The 17,317-nt window shown below is 45.3% G+C and carries 15 protein-coding genes; 9 read left to right on the top strand and 6 right to left on the bottom strand.

Annotation, left to right across the window (positions count from 1 at the left end; all coding sequences use genetic code 11):
- Positions 1–54 precede the first annotated feature (54 nt).
- Positions 55–480 (top strand): DUF3010 family protein, encoded by a 426-nt coding sequence (locus QUF19_RS18820; RefSeq protein WP_017088295.1) that lies wholly within the window; start codon positions 55–57, stop codon positions 478–480.
- A 105-nt stretch (positions 481–585) separates the two neighbouring features.
- On the opposite strand, the gene QUF19_RS18825 is transcribed toward QUF19_RS18820, so the two are convergent.
- Positions 586–1,485 (bottom strand): DMT family transporter, encoded by a 900-nt coding sequence (locus tag QUF19_RS18825; RefSeq protein ID WP_286302107.1) that lies wholly within the window; start codon positions 1,483–1,485, stop codon positions 586–588.
- Positions 1,486–1,609: 124 nt separating this feature from the next.
- Between QUF19_RS18825 and QUF19_RS18830 the strand changes: the two genes are divergently transcribed.
- The 4 genes from QUF19_RS18830 to QUF19_RS18845 all read left to right on the top strand — a co-directional run bounded on the left by QUF19_RS18830 (position 1,610) and on the right by QUF19_RS18845 (position 6,958).
- Positions 1,610–3,037: an aminotransferase-like domain-containing protein gene (locus QUF19_RS18830; RefSeq protein WP_286302109.1), complete on the top strand. Its 1,428-nt coding sequence runs from the start codon at positions 1,610–1,612 to the stop codon at positions 3,035–3,037.
- Between the two features lie 119 nt (positions 3,038–3,156).
- The gene (locus tag QUF19_RS18835) at positions 3,157–4,161 is read left to right on the top strand and encodes a LacI family DNA-binding transcriptional regulator (protein ID WP_286302111.1); all 1,005 of its coding nucleotides are present in this window, start codon (positions 3,157–3,159) and stop codon (positions 4,159–4,161) included.
- A 145-nt stretch (positions 4,162–4,306) separates the two neighbouring features.
- Positions 4,307–5,770, top strand: a complete 1,464-nt coding sequence (gene nhaC, locus QUF19_RS18840) for a Na+/H+ antiporter NhaC (RefSeq protein WP_102339949.1) — start codon at positions 4,307–4,309, stop codon at positions 5,768–5,770.
- A 12-nt stretch (positions 5,771–5,782) separates the two neighbouring features.
- The gene (locus QUF19_RS18845; protein WP_286302115.1) at positions 5,783–6,958 is read left to right on the top strand and encodes a MalY/PatB family protein; all 1,176 of its coding nucleotides are present in this window, start codon (positions 5,783–5,785) and stop codon (positions 6,956–6,958) included.
- A 93-nt stretch (positions 6,959–7,051) separates the two neighbouring features.
- On the opposite strand, the gene QUF19_RS18850 is transcribed toward QUF19_RS18845, so the two are convergent.
- The 5 genes from QUF19_RS18850 to QUF19_RS18870 all read right to left on the bottom strand — a co-directional run bounded on the left by QUF19_RS18850 (position 7,052) and on the right by QUF19_RS18870 (position 11,913).
- Positions 7,052–7,600 carry a carboxymuconolactone decarboxylase family protein gene (locus QUF19_RS18850; protein WP_286302117.1) on the bottom strand — a complete coding sequence of 183 codons (549 nt, stop codon included), beginning with the start codon at positions 7,598–7,600 and terminating at the stop codon, positions 7,052–7,054.
- 279 nt (positions 7,601–7,879) lie between these two features.
- Positions 7,880–8,443 (bottom strand): GNAT family N-acetyltransferase, encoded by a 564-nt coding sequence (locus QUF19_RS18855; protein WP_286302120.1) that lies wholly within the window; start codon positions 8,441–8,443, stop codon positions 7,880–7,882.
- Positions 8,444–9,676: a MerR family transcriptional regulator gene (locus QUF19_RS18860; RefSeq protein ID WP_286302122.1), complete on the bottom strand. Its 1,233-nt coding sequence runs from the start codon at positions 9,674–9,676 to the stop codon at positions 8,444–8,446. It abuts the gene before it with no gap.
- Positions 9,677–9,740: 64 nt separating this feature from the next.
- On the bottom strand, positions 9,741–10,727 hold the full coding sequence (gene yidZ, locus QUF19_RS18865) for an HTH-type transcriptional regulator YidZ (RefSeq protein ID WP_286302124.1): 987 nt from the start codon (positions 10,725–10,727) through the stop codon (positions 9,741–9,743).
- The gene (locus QUF19_RS18870) at positions 10,702–11,913 is read right to left on the bottom strand and encodes an MFS transporter (protein WP_286302126.1); all 1,212 of its coding nucleotides are present in this window, start codon (positions 11,911–11,913) and stop codon (positions 10,702–10,704) included. The genes yidZ and QUF19_RS18870 overlap by 26 nt, the downstream gene beginning before the upstream one ends.
- A gap of 481 nt (positions 11,914–12,394) precedes the next feature.
- Between QUF19_RS18870 and QUF19_RS18875 the strand changes: the two genes are divergently transcribed.
- From QUF19_RS18875 to QUF19_RS18890, 4 genes are all read left to right on the top strand, one after another.
- Positions 12,395–13,558, top strand: a complete 1,164-nt coding sequence (locus tag QUF19_RS18875; protein WP_286303268.1) for an amino acid permease — start codon at positions 12,395–12,397, stop codon at positions 13,556–13,558.
- Between the two features lie 329 nt (positions 13,559–13,887).
- Positions 13,888–15,186 carry a nucleoside permease gene (locus QUF19_RS18880; RefSeq protein WP_286302128.1) on the top strand — a complete coding sequence of 433 codons (1,299 nt, stop codon included), beginning with the start codon at positions 13,888–13,890 and terminating at the stop codon, positions 15,184–15,186.
- An 87-nt stretch (positions 15,187–15,273) separates the two neighbouring features.
- On the top strand, positions 15,274–16,296 hold the full coding sequence (locus QUF19_RS18885) for an ADP-ribosylglycohydrolase family protein (protein ID WP_286302130.1): 1,023 nt from the start codon (positions 15,274–15,276) through the stop codon (positions 16,294–16,296).
- The gene (locus QUF19_RS18890) at positions 16,286–17,239 is read left to right on the top strand and encodes a PfkB family carbohydrate kinase (RefSeq protein WP_286302132.1); all 954 of its coding nucleotides are present in this window, start codon (positions 16,286–16,288) and stop codon (positions 17,237–17,239) included. The genes QUF19_RS18885 and QUF19_RS18890 overlap by 11 nt, the downstream gene beginning before the upstream one ends.
- Positions 17,240–17,317 lie beyond the last annotated feature (78 nt).

Genomic DNA, 17,317 nt, shown 5'->3' on the forward strand with positions numbered 1-17,317 from the left:
GAAGTGATCGAAATAACACCATAATGTACGGCTCAAAAGTAAATAGGTATAAACATGAAAATTTGTGGCGTTGAAATCAAAGGTAATGATGCAATCATTTGTCTACTTTCTCTTTCTGATGGCGTATTTAACATTCCTGATTGTCGCGTTTCAAAAGTCGCAATTGGCGATGCAAACGACACGCAAAACATGAAAGATTTTCAATTCTCTTTCGCAAAACTGATGGAAGATTACCAAGTAGATAAAGTGGTAATTCGTCAGCGCCAAACTAAAGGCAAATTTGCTGGCGGTGGCTTCGGTTTCAAACTAGAAGCAGCAATTCAGTTGATCGATGGCCTAGACGTAACAGTTGTGTCACCAGCTGACATCAAAGAAAGCCTTAAGCGCAACCCTCTTATGATGAAGTTCAAAGAGACTGGCCTTAAGCAATACCAAGAAGCACCGTTTACAACGGCATACGCTTGTTTGATGCAACGTTAATCGTTAGCGGAAGATTTACAAAAAAAGAGCCTGCAATTCAAATTGCAGGCTCTTTTTTGTTTCTACAGCGATGCTTCAAGTACAAGCAGGCTTGGTCAAACACTCTTACCTATCTAATGCTGCGTGTCTTCGGAATTTAACCAGCTCTGGCTTTTTCACCACCAAATAAACCGCAGCGGCTGACAACGCGAAGCCCATTGCACCATAGATGTCGAACGATTCACCGAAGATAAGCCAAGCTTGAATTGCGGTCGTCGGTGGAACGAGATAGAACACCGATGCCACACTTGAAGATGCGCCATGTTCTACCATGTAAAGCAGCAACAATATTGCGATACAAGACAACACAACCACTAGCCAGATTAGCGTTAACGTAAATTCTACCGTCCAGTTCACCTGCATGGTTTCGTAACGCATTGCAAAAGGCAGAAACAGTGCAGCTGAAGCTAGGTATTGCACCATCGCCCCCCCCACCATATCAGTGCCCTGACAAAAACGTTTTTGGTACAAAGTGCCGCAGGTAATACCTACCAGTGATACTAAGCACAGTAATGTCGCCATACCTTTTTGGTCATCTGACTGCCATTGAATATTGCCCATCAACACTAAGCTAATCCCCGCAAAACCAAGCGCTAAGCCAAGCCATTGCGCGAAGTTGAAACGTTGCGAGGTACAGCTGACCATAATCAGCGCGGTAAGGATAGGTTGTAGACCCACCAACAGCGAACTTAACCCCGCAGGCATCCCCCAATCGATCGCCAGATAAGTGCCACCAAGATAAAAACCATGAATCAAGATGCCGACTACACAAGCATGGAAGAATGCTCGACCACGAGGAATACGACGCTTAAGGATTGCAATCAAAACCAAGAACAGCGCCACGTTGGCCACCATCCTGAGTGAAAGTAACGTCGCGGGTTCGGCGTATTCCACACCAAGACGTGCGCCAACAAAGCCTGACGACCACAATATTACAAACACAAACGGAATCATTTTAATCAGCATTACAAACCTCTGGTCAACTCTTCATCAATGCTGTTACCTTAGTTGGGTACAGATAACTAATAAAGATACAGATATAACACTTTAAATGGTTACAGATTGAGTGTGAGCAACGAGGGAGAATAACGTGGAAGCAGAACTCATCGGCAATAAATATCTCGCCACCGAACAACATATTAAGGCTCAGATTGATAAAGGACTCTTTCACCCAGATGATCGCCTTCCCTCGATCCGTCAGTTAAGCGAACAGCTTGGTGTGAGCAAAAACACCGTGATTCGCGCCTATCAAGAGTTGGAAGCTACGGGCTGGGTATATTCAGTTCCCAAGTCAGGTTATCGCGTCAAAGCACCCAACACCACAAGTTGGGATGCGCCCAGTCAACCTCAAAAAGTTGACCTCTTATCTGTCACTAAATCGGTACTCTCTCGTCCGAAAGGTCGCTTGAAGCTATTGGCAGGTTCTGCCCACCCGAACATTAATAATCCTGCGATTCGAAGCTTATACGCCGAGATCGGTCGCCATAGCCGTTTACAAACTCAGTTGCCCGGTTATTACCAATTGCCCCCCGGTGACGAGCAATTAGTAAAGCAATTGTTAAAGATCACCCATGATCTAGGTGTTCCTGCGGGATCGAAAGAGATTGCGATTACTCACGGAGCTCAACAGGCGATCAGTTTGGCTTTACGTGCGCTCACCAAACCAGGCGACATCGTGGCGGTAGAGTCACCGTGTTACTTCGGCAATTTATTGTTACTCGAGTCACTTGGCTTACAAGCCCTTGAAATACCAAGCAGCGTTAGCCACGGAATCGACATTCCTTCGTTACAGAGCGCACTGGATAAGTGGGAAGTGAAGACGCTACTGCTGACGCCAAACTTTACCAACCCGACAGGTTCAAGAATGCCTCTGGCTAATCGAAAAGCCTTGTTGGAGATAACCGGATCTTTACCGATTATCGAAGATGATGTGTTCGGTAGCTTGGCGTTTGATGCACCGATTGCGAGCCTAAAAGAACTGGATGACCAAGACCGTGTCATCTACGTGAACTCGCTATCTAAGACCTTAGATTCCCGCCTCCGTGTCGGTTGGTTACTTTCTGGACGCTATCAGCCTTTAGTCGAAAAGTATCTACTGTGTGACAACATGGGCAGTTCCAACCTCATGCAATCCGCGGTCGGGCAGTTTCTTACGACAGGCAAATACCGCAGTCATTTATCCAAAATGAAACGGCTCTATCAAACCAATCAAAAACAGTTCCAAAGCCTATTAATACAAGCATTGGATAGCTACCCACATCTTGTTGGGCGCTACCACCTGTCAAAACCGGAAGGGTCTTTTTTAAATTGGATAACACTACCAGAATCTGTCGACAGTTATGCCGTTTATCAAGATTGCTTGAAACATAAACTGGGGATCTTACCTGGTACCGTGTTTGGTACACACGACCAATTCAAACACTGCCTGCGCTTCACTGTCGCCAACATCGAAGAGAGTAAAGAGTGGAAAGAAGGGATAGTGACGTTGGCTAAGTTGATCGCGAAGCATGCACGTTAGATATTTCCAGTATTCGACTAATATTCTCAGCCCAGAGTTAATAGCTTTGACCTTACTAACATATTAAACATTAGAGATTCGCTACACTCGCAGCCTTTCTATGCTTGGCAGAATTAAACGTGGCAACAATAAAAGATGTAGCAGCACTTGCAGGGGTTTCAACAGCAACGGTTTCTCGTGTACTCAATCGTACCTGCTATGTTGAACCCATCACGCTAGAACGTGTAGAACGCGCAGTAAAAGAGCTCAATTACCACAAAGATGCTCGCGCAACCGCCTTGGCAAGCAGAAGCAGCAAGACGCTTGGATTACTGACGGGCAACCTTGCGGATCCATTTTTTGCTCTGGTCGCCAAGAGTGTCGAGGAAGTGGCTAGAACCAATGGCTACCAATTAGTCGTAGTAAGTGGCGGACACAATGCTCAGCGAGAAAAAGAAGGCCTCGACTTTCTTATCAGCCAAGGTTGTGAAGCAATGGTCATCCATTCGAAAATGCTCGATGACACCACCCTACTACGTTACTCCGCTCAGTTACCTGCAATGGTGTTACTCAACCGAACGATCGCTCAAATATCAAATCGCTCAGTTTGGGTAGACAACCAACTTGGGGCTCAAATATCGGTGCAGCATCTCATTGAGCTGGGTCATCGAAAAATTGCCTATGTCTCGAGCGACCTTCCAATCCAAGACAGAACCGACCGCTTGCAAGGCTACCAAGAAGCCATGAAAGCGGCCAATATCGAAATACAACCTAATTGGATCATCAACCAAAACTTTAGTGAATCAGGTGGTGAAGCCGCGGGTGATATATTGGTAAACCAATGCCCAGAGGTGACGGCTGCCGTTACATTTAATGATGTGATGGCCGCTGGATTAATGACCAGTTTACAAGATCAAGGCATCTCGGTTCCCAACGATATTTCAGTCATCGGCTTTGATGATGTATTGCTCGCTCGCTACCTTTACCCTCGGTTAACCACCATGCACAACCCTATTGACGAGATGTCGACTTATGCGGCTAACCTTGCCATAAAACTTAAAGCCGCAGGATATGCACCTCCCAAGCAACATAAATTCGAAGCGACACTGATTGAAAGGCAGACGGTTAAGTCAATCAAGCACTAAAATGAGACGAAATGTGACCAAAATCTCATGTACACATCTCATGTAACCGCTTACATGAAAACAGCATTGAAGTCGCACTTTCGATTTCAGAGCACGCTTATTATCCATTCCGAACAAACCCTACATTCACCTGAGGACAACAAATATGAATAACTCAAAGCCTCTACCATCGTTCGGATTAGCATTAGCACCTATAGCCGTTATGTTTGCGCTGCTTGCTATTGGATACGGTGTTTTAGGACTTCGCATTGAAGTTCTGCTACTCATTTCTGCGACTTTCACAGCATGTATTGCTTGGAAGATGGGCTACAACTGGGATGACATCATCAACGCGATCGTTGAGAAACTCGCAAAAGCGATGCCTGTTATCTTGATATTGGTTTCAGTAGGTGGCCTTATTGCCAGCTGGATGATCAGTGGCACCATCCCTTACATGGTTTACTGGGGACTTAAAGTCATCAGTGCTGAATACATACTCATTGCTGCCTTTTTTGTTACTTCTGTTGTCTCTGTATGTACTGGTACTTCTTGGGGCTCTGCGGGCACCGTTGGTGTTGCACTGATGGGCGTTGCGGCGGGTTTAGATGTATCACTGGCTGCAGCTGCCGGCGCCGTTGTTTCTGGCGCATATTTTGGCGATAAGATCTCGCCTCTTTCAGACTCAACCAACTTTGCACCTATCGTTTCAGGCACGACCTTATACGAACACATTCAGCACATGCTTTACACAACGCTACCGGGCTTTGTGATTGCTTCTGTTGTCTTTTTCTTCGCAGGCCAAAGTGCCGATATCAGCACGGTTGGCGAGCCAGAAAAAGTGACTCAAATTCTTGCTGGATTAGATAGCCTTTATAACTTCAACATTCTTCTGATTATCCCACCTGTCATGATCCTTTGGGGTGCATTAACCAAAAAGCCTGTTCTGCCGCTGATGTTAGGTGCGTCTGCCCTAGCGATTGTATTAGGTATGGTTCTACAAGGTTTCTCTCTACAGCAAGGTTTCCAAGCTTATGTCGACGGCTTCAATGTCGCTCTGTTTGAAGCGAAAGGTACAGCGATTGATGGCCTAATTCCTGATGTGTCTAAGCTGCTAAACCGTGGTGGTTTGTTCTCAATGATGAGCACCATCCTACTGGTTTTCTGTGCGTTCTCTTTTGCAGGTGTGTTAAGCCTAACCGGTGCACTAAATGTGGTACTAGGTCGTTTCTTGCATATGATTCACTCAACAGGACAACTTATCGCATCAACAGTGATCGCGACTATTACCGTAGTTTTCACGACATCAGATGGCAAACTAGCCCTTCTTATCCCAGGTGAATTGTTCCAAAACGCTTACCGTAAAATGGGGCTAGATACTAAAAACCTATCCAGAACCATCGAAGACGCAGGCACGATTATTGAGCCACTGGTTCCTTGGACAGCTGCGGGTATTTACATGGCAAGCACACTCGGCGTAGCAACGTTAGACTACCTACCTTGGGCTATCCAATGTTACACCGGCGTCGTTTTCGCTCTGATTTATGGATTCACTGGATTTGGTATTGCACGCGCAAAACCTGAACAGTCAGAAGACTCCGTAGAAACTTCTCTAGCTCACAGCACTAAGTAAGGCTCACATCCTATGAATTCTTTCGACAATACGATTAGCCGCCGAAACACAGGGTCGGTAAAGTGGGACTTTATGGAGCAGAAACTAGGGTTGGAAGGATCTGACTTACTGCCGATGTGGGTATCAGACTACGATTTCCAAGCTCCTCAGCAAGTGCTCGACCGTTTAGCTCAAGATATCGCTCATGGTATTTTTGGGTACTCAGAACGTCAAGATGACTATTACCAAGCTGCGATTAATTGGTTTAAAAACCAACATGACACTGAAATCAAAAAAGAGTGGATAACCACGATACATGGTGTATTGCCGGGTATCGCAATGGCACTACAAATGCTCACGCAAGTGAATGACCAGATCGTTATCCAAAGCCCAGGCTACGGATCATTTCGTAAGATCATCGAGCTGAATGACCGAAGAGTTTTGAACAATCCGTTGATTGAATCTGATGGCCACTATCAGCTTGATTTTACTCACTTAGAAGACTGCTTTGCCAGTGGTGCAAAGGCGTTGATCTTCTGTAATCCTCATAACCCGACAGGCAGAGCATGGAATGAGGAAGAGATAACCCAAGTTGCTGAGCTTTGTAAAAACCACGATGTGTGGCTAATCAGTGACGAAATTTGGAGTGACCTAACGCTAACACCTAATGTATTCCATTCGACATTAAGCTTACCAAGTTCGCTAACCGACAAACTTATTGTGGCGACCGCGGCCAGTAAAACGTTTGGTTTGTCATCATTGAGAATCTCAAACTTCATCATTCCAAATTCGGAGTTGAAGGAGCAGTTTGTTCGCCGTTTGGATGCGCATGGCATGGATTGCTTCAACAGCCTATCAATGTCAGCGGCGACCACGGCGTATCAAGAGTGTGAAACTTGGTTAGCGGACTTAAAACACTATCTGCAAGACAATATAGAAACGCTGAACGGATTCATAAAAGCAGAATTGCCTCATATTCGTTTCACAAAGCCCGAAGCGACGTATCTTGCATGGCTAGATTGCCGTGCAATGAAACTAAGTGATGCAGTTCTAGAACGTAAACTCATTGCTGCCGGCATTGTACCAAGTATGGGTTGTGCCTTTGGTGAGGAAGGTTCAGGGTTTATTCGCTTGAATCTAGGGTGTCCTGCTGAAGTATTAGCAGACGCTTTGGTAAGACTTAAAGCGGCATTAGGTGCAGATAGATAAGCAATAATAAAAAGTAACCCAATCAATACAACAAAGCCCCACTCAACCAAGCGGGGCTTTCATCATTCTTAGTCTTACTTAGCTAAAGGCAGATTAACCTTTCCAAGCAAACTGTTCGAATACCTTGTCTACTGGCGTTTCAGCAACACGGTTTACATAGTTACTGATTACTTTCTGAGACAAACCAAGAATTACTTCTAGCACTTGTTGTTGACCGTAGCCCGCCTCAAAGAATGCTGTCATTTCACTTTCAGGCACATTGCCGCGATTACGAACCATGCTTAGCGTGAAGTCGTGCAATACTTGCAACTTCTCAGTTGGCATGGCTGTGCGATTACGTAGCGCTTCGGTGATTGCAGGATCGACCTTCATTGAGTGCGCAATGCCTGTATGCGCCGGCACACAGTAATGACATTCGTGTTCAACGTTAATGGTTTGCCAAACAACCGTAAGCTCTTCAGCATCAAAAGACGAGTCGTTAAAAAGCTGATGAAGCTCTCTGTAGGCTTTCAACGTATTTGGAGATTCGGCCAGCACACCAAACAACCCCGGTACTCTTCCCATCTGTTTTTTTGCACCCTCAAGAATGAGTTTGCTTTGTTCTGGTGCTGATTCTACTGAGTGAATTTTGAAGTTGCTCATGGTTCTATTCCTATCAATTCTGATTCTAAATTTATTCAATCACGGAGTAATTAATGACTGTTCTCCGTTGGTGTAAAAACAATATAAACCAAACTAGAACGATCGTTCAAGTGTTATTTTGAACAACCGTTCAAAATAACTATCGAATAAGAAATCAAAAGGGAAAGTAGACTATTTAAAATCGAGCTATTTTTAACTTATCTTTCTGATTAAAAACAAAAAAGCCCATCAAGTGAAACCTGATGGGCTTACATTCATCTAAGGTTTTATTTTGAGCGACTACCAATATTCAGCGTGAGCCAAGCCTTCAACACAGCTCGACTTTCCACTTGTTACTCTGATTTCACTGCCAGTCAGCGATTGAGCTAGCCAACCGTGTGGGTAGCTCAACTCAAATGGCGCTGGGATTTGTTCAACAGTGATTTGCTCAAAACCCACTTTTGAATAATAGCTAGGGTCACCGTAAGTTACAGCAAGTTCGACACCCTGCTCTTTTAAAGTCTCTAAGCCGAAGTTAATCAGCTTTTGGCCAATACCGCGCTTTTGAACCTGAGTGCTCACCGCTCCTGGTGAAAGCAAATACGCCTTTGTTTCGTCATCTAATGAAAGTGGCGTAAAGATAATCGCGCCAACAATCGTGCTGTCAGATTCAATAGAATCACCTTCCGCGACAAAGCAAAGTAGCTCTGTTCGATCTGTGGTCGTTAAAAGATCGTTGGCAAGCTTACCCACTGTTTTACCTTCGTTCTCGCCTTCTGAATCCGTAAAGGTTTGAGTAAAAAGTTGAGTGATCGTTTCGATCTCGCTTGAATCATGTTGTCTAAATTTCATAGTGTTCTTCACTTACTGTACTTTCTTCAACACAAAGAAGTGATAATCAAAATCACGCTTAGCTGAGCCTTGAGAACCTTCGAAAGATTCACTCTTAAGCCTGCTGTTATTGAAGAATTGTTTAATTTCATTGTCGCAATCTGCGAGCGCTTTCGAGTTCGGCATCGTTGCTTTCAAAGACTCGACTTGCTTTTGTAAAGGCTGATAATAGGCAAACCAGCCTGCATCGCTCATCGCAAAGTCACCCAAAACTTGATAACCCGCCGCCTTTGCATGCTTGATGCGCTCAGCGACCGTGGTCATGTCTGGGTACTCTTTTTGCCAGAACGCTTTGATTGGTTCGCTTGGGGTTTCTGTGTTCCAGACCAAATCATTGACGACCAAGATTCCATCATCGGAAAGTAGCTTCCGCCACTGCTTTAACGCCTTCTGAACACCCATGATGTAAGCGCTGCCTTCCGACCAGATTAAGTCGAACGACATAGTTTCAAACGGCAAATCTATCATGCTTGCACACACGGTTTGAACATTGCTTTCTAAGCCAAATTCTTGTGCTTGTTGAGCCATAATATCTAAACACGGTTCATCATTATCGACCGCAATAATCTGCACGTCAGGTTGATTTTCTTTGAGGGCTTTCGCCAGCACAGAGGTGGCAATACCTTTACCACAACCAATTTCAAGCACACGTTTAGGTGAGTTCGGGACTTGTGCCAATGCCGCTAAGGTATCTTCAGCTGTTCCTGGGCCTAAACGTTCTAATCCGTCAAAAATGACGCCAAAATCCGCCATGTATTGCTCATGTTCATTCATGTCTTTCGATAACCACTTCAATCGCAGAGCCTGCTTCTCATCAAAGCCCTGCTTAATTAACCAATCGAGGTGTGCATCTGGCGCAAGTTTATCCATAGACTCATGCCACTCTTCTAAGCCACTTTCGCCTAACATTGCGGCTAATAGATCTCGTGAACGCTGCTTCTGTATTAGCTCTTCATCCAACTGCTGGAGGCGATTTTCCAACAGGCTGCGTTCTATCTTGGCATCTAAACAGGCTTGGCACTCTTTGAGTGTTAATCCGCCCGCTTGCAGTTGTTGTAACAACCGAACACGCTGCAGATCCTTTTCAGAATAGAGACGATAACCATTACTCTGGCGTTGAGCTTCAATCAAACCTAGCTTGCCGTAATACAACAATGTCGAGCGACTCAGTCCAACTAAATCGGCTAATTCAGAGATACGATACATGCACTTCCCCTCTCATTTCGGTAGAAAAGATAAACTATGAAGCTGTAGTCAGGTCAACAACCCATTAAACATTTTTCTTATCTTGTCCTTGTTGAGCTTCAAATTGGTAAAGCTCTCTGAGCGTGTCTTTTAACCATAGAACGATTGGGTTGTAAGCATTGCGTTTGTGCCAAATCATGGTGAATGGGATCAGCAACTTATTGGCATTTTCTTCATCTAGTGGTATGGGTAAGCAGGTAAGATTGGGGTGAAGCTGTTCTACGTAACGTCGGCAGTAATTCGGCGCAACAGTAGTCATGGTGTGATTTGACTGGGCAGTCATAAATAACGATTGTTCGAAGCCCGCTAATGTCAATGCGATATTGCGGTCGAGCTGTAGGTCGGTAAGCACTTCATCTAGCGCCCATGTTTCGCTTTTCTCCCACACAATATTAATATGTGGGTATTTAAGGAAAGCCTCAAGGTTCCACTCTTCTTGCAAGGCTGGATGGTCTTTTCTTAGATACACCACAGGCAAGTCGTGGAACAGAACCTCGAAGTCGATGAAATATGGCAGCGCGTCTAGGGATTCTTTCGAACGCGGGTGGCTTTCTCGCCCTGAAAACCCAATATCAGATTCACCGCGAACGATGGAATCGATAGAGTCATAATCCCAATTACGCATTTTGATTTTTGCATCTGGATAGCGTTGATACACGCTTTGCGTCAGCTCATTGAGCATGATTAGCGACAGAGGAGATTCAGCCTCGAGATTCAAGCGCAGATCTTTAGGAGCATCGTCGCCACGAGTCGTCAATATTTGGCTACCGATCTGCAACCAATCTTGAAGATCTTTCACCATGCTCAGCGCAAGTGGAGTTGGCGTTAAACCTCTTGGTGTCTTTACAAATAGAGGATCATCGAACCAGTCTCGAAGTTTAGTCAGTGATTTGCTCACCGTTGACGGCGTGACGTTGAGCTTTTTGGCAGCTTTAGAAACACTCTGCTCTTGCAACAGCAATTGCAGAGTGAACAACAGATTCAGATCAAGACGGGCTAGTGGCTTCTTCATAATCACTTTTAACTTGGGAAGGACCTACCCATAGTATTAGAGCAATACTGATAACTCCACCAGCAGCCAATATAAATACCAACATATTCAATGCACTTAGCCCGATAACACCCATCAACCAGATAAACAGTGCCGAAGTACACACCTGAGAAACGCCTAGTATCGAACTTGCCACACCTGCTCGCTGTGAGTAACAACTCAATGCTTGGCTCATCGCAACACCAAAACCTAGCGAGAAACCACCACACACAAAAGCAAAACCTAGCAATGTGACGTAATGGCCTAAGCCGCCATCAATCGACGCGAGCAACAAAATAGCGGCAATAACGAAGCACGCTTGTGAAGTCAGCATTAGGTTCTTTTGTTTAAACACATTCAAAGCAAACGGGGCTGAGAAAGACACCAACATGCTTACCAAAGCCGTGAGTGCCATGGTGTAAGAGTACTGACCTCGGTCGAAACCAAGCTCTGTCATGATCAGCATTGGAGACACATTCACGTAAGTCAGAATCGCCGTCACGCCCAAGCTGGTCATGATTACACGGCTGATAAACAACGGGTCTTTAAACGTTTCGGTAGAAGTTGATTGAGATGTCTCAGATAAAGAAGCTTTCGTTAATATCGACTCTGTAACCTTAGGTTTCGTCTCTTTTAGCACGAGCACCGACAACAAACACACCACCACACCCATGCTCGCCATAGTCGTGAACAAACTCGGCCACGGGTAAACCGTCATGATTAAGTGACCGATCACAGGCGCAAGCACTGGAACGATGCAGGTAATGCCATTCATCATCGACAACACCTTAGCGCGTTTTTGGTCGTCTAACACATCTCGCAATATGGCGAATGCCACCACATAACAAGAGCCCGCGCCAACACCTTGGAAAAAGCGTACCGCAAGAAACGGTTCCGCGCTGGTGACGACTCCGCCTAACATCGAAGAGATCGCAAAGACAATCGCACCGAAAATCGCGACAGGCTTTCTTCCTACATTGTCGGCAAATTTACCGGCAAACAGCATGGTGGTTGCCATGCCCGCAAGATAGATAGAAAACGCGACATGAAGCTGCGCCTCAGAGGCATTTAAGTCCGCGGAAATTTGAGGCAAGCCAACCAGATACAAGTCAATCGCCGTTGGATACAAGAGAACAAGCGCAAAACTACAAAACAGAAAACGATACATAAAACCCCCACATAATTGGTGTGAGGATAATAAGAGCGAAACGCCAAACTACCGAGTGGCTTCTGCGACAACGGATCTTTCCATTTACGACAAACCATCATGACTCTGGTTAGAAGTATCTCTGATTGAGGCCATAAATTAGAACTATCGCAGACACGATGACATGCAAGGATTCATTAAATAAGCAAGGTTTTGACTCAATTTCACTGTAATTAAGACATGACTTAATCAACCTCAACTTGCGAATTATTGAACAGCGAACAATTTACAAAAGTTATCAAAAAGCTAAAACAAATCACTTCGCAAATATCACAAGCTATCTGATATACACCTCATAAATTCGCGCTTAAATTTTTTAGAAAAATTCAAAATTTATTAGAATTTAACCCCTAACTTTGCTGAGTAATTTGTTAGTCTTGGCAACAAATATTTACAATCCAACTAAAAATTAATTGGATACCTCGAGGTTGTTTTCTTGAATATGAAATTATTCGGCAGTTCTTTGATTCTTTCAGGAACTGCATTAGGGGCTGGTATGCTTGCCATTCCCATGGTGTTGGCCCAATTTGGCTTCATGATCAGCTCAGTGCTGATGCTACTTATCTTTATCGGCACCACTTACTCAGCTCTTCTACTGGCAGAAGCGTGCACCAAAACTAAAGACAACAGTGGCATGAGCAGTGTTGCTTACCTAACTCTAGGCAGCAAAGGTAAACACTTTATCAATGCACTCTTTTACCTGCTGCTGGTCTGCATGCTGATCGCTTATATCTTGGGTGTTGGCGACATCATTCATAAGCTATTGCTCGATGTGGGCGTAGACATCTCTGCATCCGCTGCTTATACCGTTTTCAGCCTATTGATGGGTGTGATTGTGGTGGCGGGTAAATCATATATAGACAAATTAAATCGCGGTTTATTCATCATGATGGTGGTGATGCTGTTTATCGTTATCGCCTCTTTGTTTAGCAACATTCGCCTTGATTACCTGACTCAAGCCAGCAAATACACGGCTAATGACGTGGTGCAGTACAGCGCGGTTATCTTTACTAGTTTTGCCTCTATGGTAGTGATCCCGTCACTGGTTATCTACAACCGCGAAGCGACTCAAAAGCAGATCCGCAATATGATTCTGCTGGGTTCAGTGATTCCACTAATCTGCTACCTAACTTGGTTGTTCGCGATTATCGGTAACCTTGGTACAGACGCGATCAGCCAGTTCCACAACATTTCAGAACTGATCTCTGCGTTTAGCGGACAATCTGCTTGGTTAAAAGTCGTGATTGCGCTGTTCTCAGCATTGGCACTGGTGACCTCTTTCCTTGGCGTGTCCATGGCGCTTTACGACCAAAACAAAGACGCTGTTACCAATAACAAACTATTGGCTTACGCTCTGACCTTTGTTTTACCTTTGGTACTCGCTGAACTGTTCGCGAGCCAGTTTGTGAGCATGCTGGATTATGCGGGCATGGTATTGGTGTTCTTAGCTATCTGGGGACCTCTGGCGATGGTAGTTAAGGTTCGTAGACCTGATTTCCCTCACCTACAAACTGAAGGCAGCTATACAGCAGCCGGTGGTGATACAGCACTGATGGCAACATTCGGCTTTGGTGCGTTGATTTTTATCTCTTGGTTTATGGGGTAACTATTCACTTAGACTAAGACCAGAAAGAGCAGCGTTGGCTGCTCTTTTTTTATGCCTAATATCCCTACCCACGTTATTCCTTCCTTCTTCTCTACAGGCATCGCCTGAGACCTTCAAAGAACGTATTTAGAAACAGTCATTTAGATAAAAAACTCGTCATATTTAGATCTCAACACCAGCTCAAAACACCATGTTCTATGATCATATAAAGTAACTCCATTGCTGATACATCTGATAATTAGATCACAAAACAACCTCAATGGTATTGTATTGGTACTATCATTTGAAATACCATCATTGCGTACCCTACAGTACTAAAGGACATAATAATGAAATCGACTAACTTCAAACTGTCTTCAATGATGTTCATTGAATGGTTCATCTGGGGAGCATGGTTTGTTCCCTTATGGCAAATACTCAATACCAATGGTTTTACCCCGACTGAGATCGCGTGGTCTTATGCATGTACCGCAATCGCCGCGATCATTTCACCGATCCTAGTTGGATCAATCACCGACCGTTTCTTCGCAGCGCAGAAAGTACTTTCAGTGATGTTGATAGCGGGTGCAGGTTTAATGTACTTAGCAGCTCAACAAACCGAGTTTGCCACCTTCTTCCCAATCCTTTTGCTTTACTCGTTAACTTACATGCCGACGATTGCACTGACCAACAGCATTGCTTTCTCTAACGTAGAAGACGTAGAACGTGACTTCCCGCGTATCCGTGTAATGGGCACCATCGGCTGGATCGCTTCTGGTATCGCGATTGGTTTCCTACCAGGTTGGTTGGGTTACGGCGATATTTCATCAAGCAATATCCCTCTAATCTTGACGGCACTCGCTTCGGCTGCTCTGGGTATCTTCGCACTGACATTGCCAGACACTCCGCCGAAAAGTACCGGTAAACTTAGCCTAAAAGTGATGCTTGGCCTTGATGCTCTCGTGTTACTGAAAGACAAAAACTTCTTAGCATTCTTCGTTTGTTCTTTCATGTTCAGCATGCCATTGGCGTTCTACTACATCTTTGCAAACGGCTACTTAACCGAAGTCGGCATGAGCAACGCGACTGGCTGGATGACATTGGGTCAGTTCTCTGAAATCTTCTTTATGCTGGCGTTACCTTTCTTCACCAAACGATTTGGTATTAAGAAGGTACTATTACTTGGTCTCTTTACAGCAGCAGTTCGTTACGGTTTCTTCGTCTACGGAAGCGCAGACACTTGGTACCTGTACTCACTGCTGTTCGCAGGCATCCTCTTGCACGGCGTGAGCTACGACTTCTACTTCGTAACGGCTTACATCTACGTCGACAAAAAAGCACCCGCTCACATGCGTACCGCAGCGCAAGGCCTTATCACATTGGGTTGCCAAGGTATCGGTAGCTTGCTGGGTTACCGCTTGGGTGGCGTATTAATGGAGAAGATGTTTGCTTACGACGAACCGCAGAATGGACTCACGTTTGATTGGTCCGGCATGTGGAGCTTCGGTGCCATCATGATTGCCATCATCCTCGTGATCTTCATGTACTTCTTCCGTGAACCAAACGGCGAAATCAAAGAGATTAAAATCGACAACAAATCAGATGGAAACCCATCAGAGCAGACTCAAGTAGAAAAAGCTCAAGCGTAACTTTATACCTGCTCAGTCTTCTCTCTAGCCTTATTTTTTAGCTAAAGGCTGAGCAGTTTTTAAATAACCTATTTTTGGTGAAGTAAGATGAACATTTCAAAACAAGACAGAATTTTAGGCACTTTTTATGGTCAAGCACTGGGTGATTCAATGGGAATGCCATCAGAGCTTTGGCCTAGAAGCCGAGTAAAAGCGCACTTTGGTTGGATTGACTCTTTCCTACCGGGGCCAGCTGAAAACAACGCCGCTTGTTATTTCGATGCTTGCCAGTTCACGGATGACACCTCAATGGCGCTGGCTCTTGCTGACGCTATCATCGAATGCGACGGTGAGATCTCACCAGAGATCATTGCTCGCAACGTATTAAGCTGGGCTGAAGGCTTTGACGCATTCAACAAAAACATTTTCGGTCCTAGCTCAAAAGCTGCGATGCGTGCGATTAAAGAAGGTACTTCAATTGATGAGCTTGAAAACAACGGTGTGACCAACGGCGCTGCGATGCGTGTATCGCCAATGGGCTGCCTTGTACCAACCAACAGCCTAGACACCTTCATCGATCAAGTCGCACTGGCTTCAAGCCCAACACACAAATCAGATGTCGCTATCGCGGGCGCGGTTGCGATTGCTTGGTCGGTATCAAAAGCAATTGAAGGACATAGCTGGAGCGAAATTAAAGACCAATTACCTGCGATTGCCAACGCAGCACAAACCAAGAACATCACGACATTCAGTGCTTCAATGGGCGCTCGCATTGAACTTGCTTTGATGGTTGCTTCAGAAAACAGCGGCATTGAAGAACGCATGGAAAAAGTCTACAACTTAGTCGGTGCTGGCGTGAGCACTATTGAATCGGTACCAGCAGCCATTGCGATGGTTGAACTGGCGCAAACCGATCCAAACCGCTGTGCGATCCTGTGTGCTAACTTAGGTGGTGATACCGACACGATTGGTGCGATGGCGACCGCAATTTGTGGCGCATTGAATGGTATCCAAGCTATCGATGTCGATCTAAAAAAACAGCTTGATGACGAAAACCAACTCGACTTTGCAGGTTATGCCGCAACCTTCCTGCGTTTAAGAGAAATTAAGGAGCAAGGGTATGCCTCATAGTTCTTTGATTACACTGATTCCAACCCTCAAGAATCAACGACAGTTGTGCCTGATTGGTGCGGCTGTGGTCGATATCGTGACAGAAACACCTGCCCTCCCGAAGCGTGGCACCGATGTAGAGCTGACCGAGAAAGGCATTCATGTCGGCGGTTGCGCTCTAAATATCGCGATTGCTCTGAAAAAGCTGGGCGTTGAATCAATCAATGCCTTACCAATTGGTCAAGGTAAATGGGCTGACATCATCACTACAGCAATGGCTGAAAAAGGCCTAACAAGTCACCTACAAGATCCAAGTGGCGACAATGGCTGGTGCTTAGCGCTCGTTGAGCCAGACGGTGAACGAACCTTCTTGTCTGTGAGCGGTGTCGAGAACAACTGGAACCAACAAGCGCTTGATCAGTTAGATCTGCAAGACGATGCGATTATCTACCTTTCTGGTTATCAGTTGTCTTCGGGTTGTGGTGAAGAACTCGTTAGTTGGCTAGAAACGTTGCCCAACAGCATTGAGCTATTCATCGATTTTGGCCCTCGTATTGGTGATATACCAAAGCCACTGTTTGATCGCCTAATCAAACTGAAACCAACGGTATCTTTGAATCGCCAAGAAGCTGAAGTACTCGGCATGCAAGACATCAACACCTTCGTTGAGCAATGGCATAACACTTATCGCTGCCCGCTAATTTTGCGTATCGACAGTGATGGCGCTTTGTTCGCCACTCATGATGGCTACGGAAACGTTGCGCCATTTAAAGCAACAGTGGTAGATACTATTGGCGCAGGTGACACCCATGCCGGAGGCGTATTAGCTGGCTTGGCTTCTGGCTGGGAATTGCCCGACGCAATCTTGTTAGGCAACGCCGTGGCATCTTACGTGGTGAGCCATGTAGGTGGTGACTGTGCCCCAAGCGTGGATGAGATTACTCGCTACCTTAACCAATATTAACCCTGGCTAATTCATGTAGACACTAGGCTCAGTCTTACTGGGCCTTTTTGTTACGCCTGTCTTTTTTCACCTACCTTT

It is taken from the genome of Vibrio sp. FE10, assembly GCF_030297155.1.
Classification (GTDB): Bacteria; Pseudomonadota; Gammaproteobacteria; order Enterobacterales; family Vibrionaceae; genus Vibrio; species Vibrio apostichopi.

Bases quoted from the DNA above. Each gene is read 5' to 3' on its own strand.
- QUF19_RS18825 (WP_286302107.1), bottom strand. From the start codon at position 1,485: ATGCTGATTAAAATGATTCCGTTTGTGTTTGTAATATTGTGGTCGTCA.
- QUF19_RS18860 (WP_286302122.1), bottom strand. From the start codon at position 9,676: ATGTATCGTATCTCTGAATTAGCCGATTTAGTTGGACTGAGTCGCTCG.
- QUF19_RS18820 (WP_017088295.1), top strand. From the start codon at position 55: ATGAAAATTTGTGGCGTTGAAATCAAAGGTAATGATGCAATCATTTGT.
- QUF19_RS18885 (WP_286302130.1), top strand. From the start codon at position 15,274: ATGAACATTTCAAAACAAGACAGAATTTTAGGCACTTTTTATGGTCAA.
- nhaC (WP_102339949.1), top strand. From the start codon at position 4,307: ATGAATAACTCAAAGCCTCTACCATCGTTCGGATTAGCATTAGCACCT.
- QUF19_RS18850 (WP_286302117.1), bottom strand. From the start codon at position 7,600: ATGAGCAACTTCAAAATTCACTCAGTAGAATCAGCACCAGAACAAAGC.
- QUF19_RS18890 (WP_286302132.1), top strand. From the start codon at position 16,286: ATGCCTCATAGTTCTTTGATTACACTGATTCCAACCCTCAAGAATCAA.
- QUF19_RS18870 (WP_286302126.1), bottom strand. From the start codon at position 11,913: ATGTATCGTTTTCTGTTTTGTAGTTTTGCGCTTGTTCTCTTGTATCCA.
- QUF19_RS18845 (WP_286302115.1), top strand. From the start codon at position 5,783: ATGAATTCTTTCGACAATACGATTAGCCGCCGAAACACAGGGTCGGTA.
- QUF19_RS18880 (WP_286302128.1), top strand. From the start codon at position 13,888: ATGAAATCGACTAACTTCAAACTGTCTTCAATGATGTTCATTGAATGG.
- yidZ (WP_286302124.1), bottom strand. From the start codon at position 10,727: ATGAAGAAGCCACTAGCCCGTCTTGATCTGAATCTGTTGTTCACTCTG.
- QUF19_RS18875 (WP_286303268.1), top strand. From the start codon at position 12,395: ATGAAATTATTCGGCAGTTCTTTGATTCTTTCAGGAACTGCATTAGGG.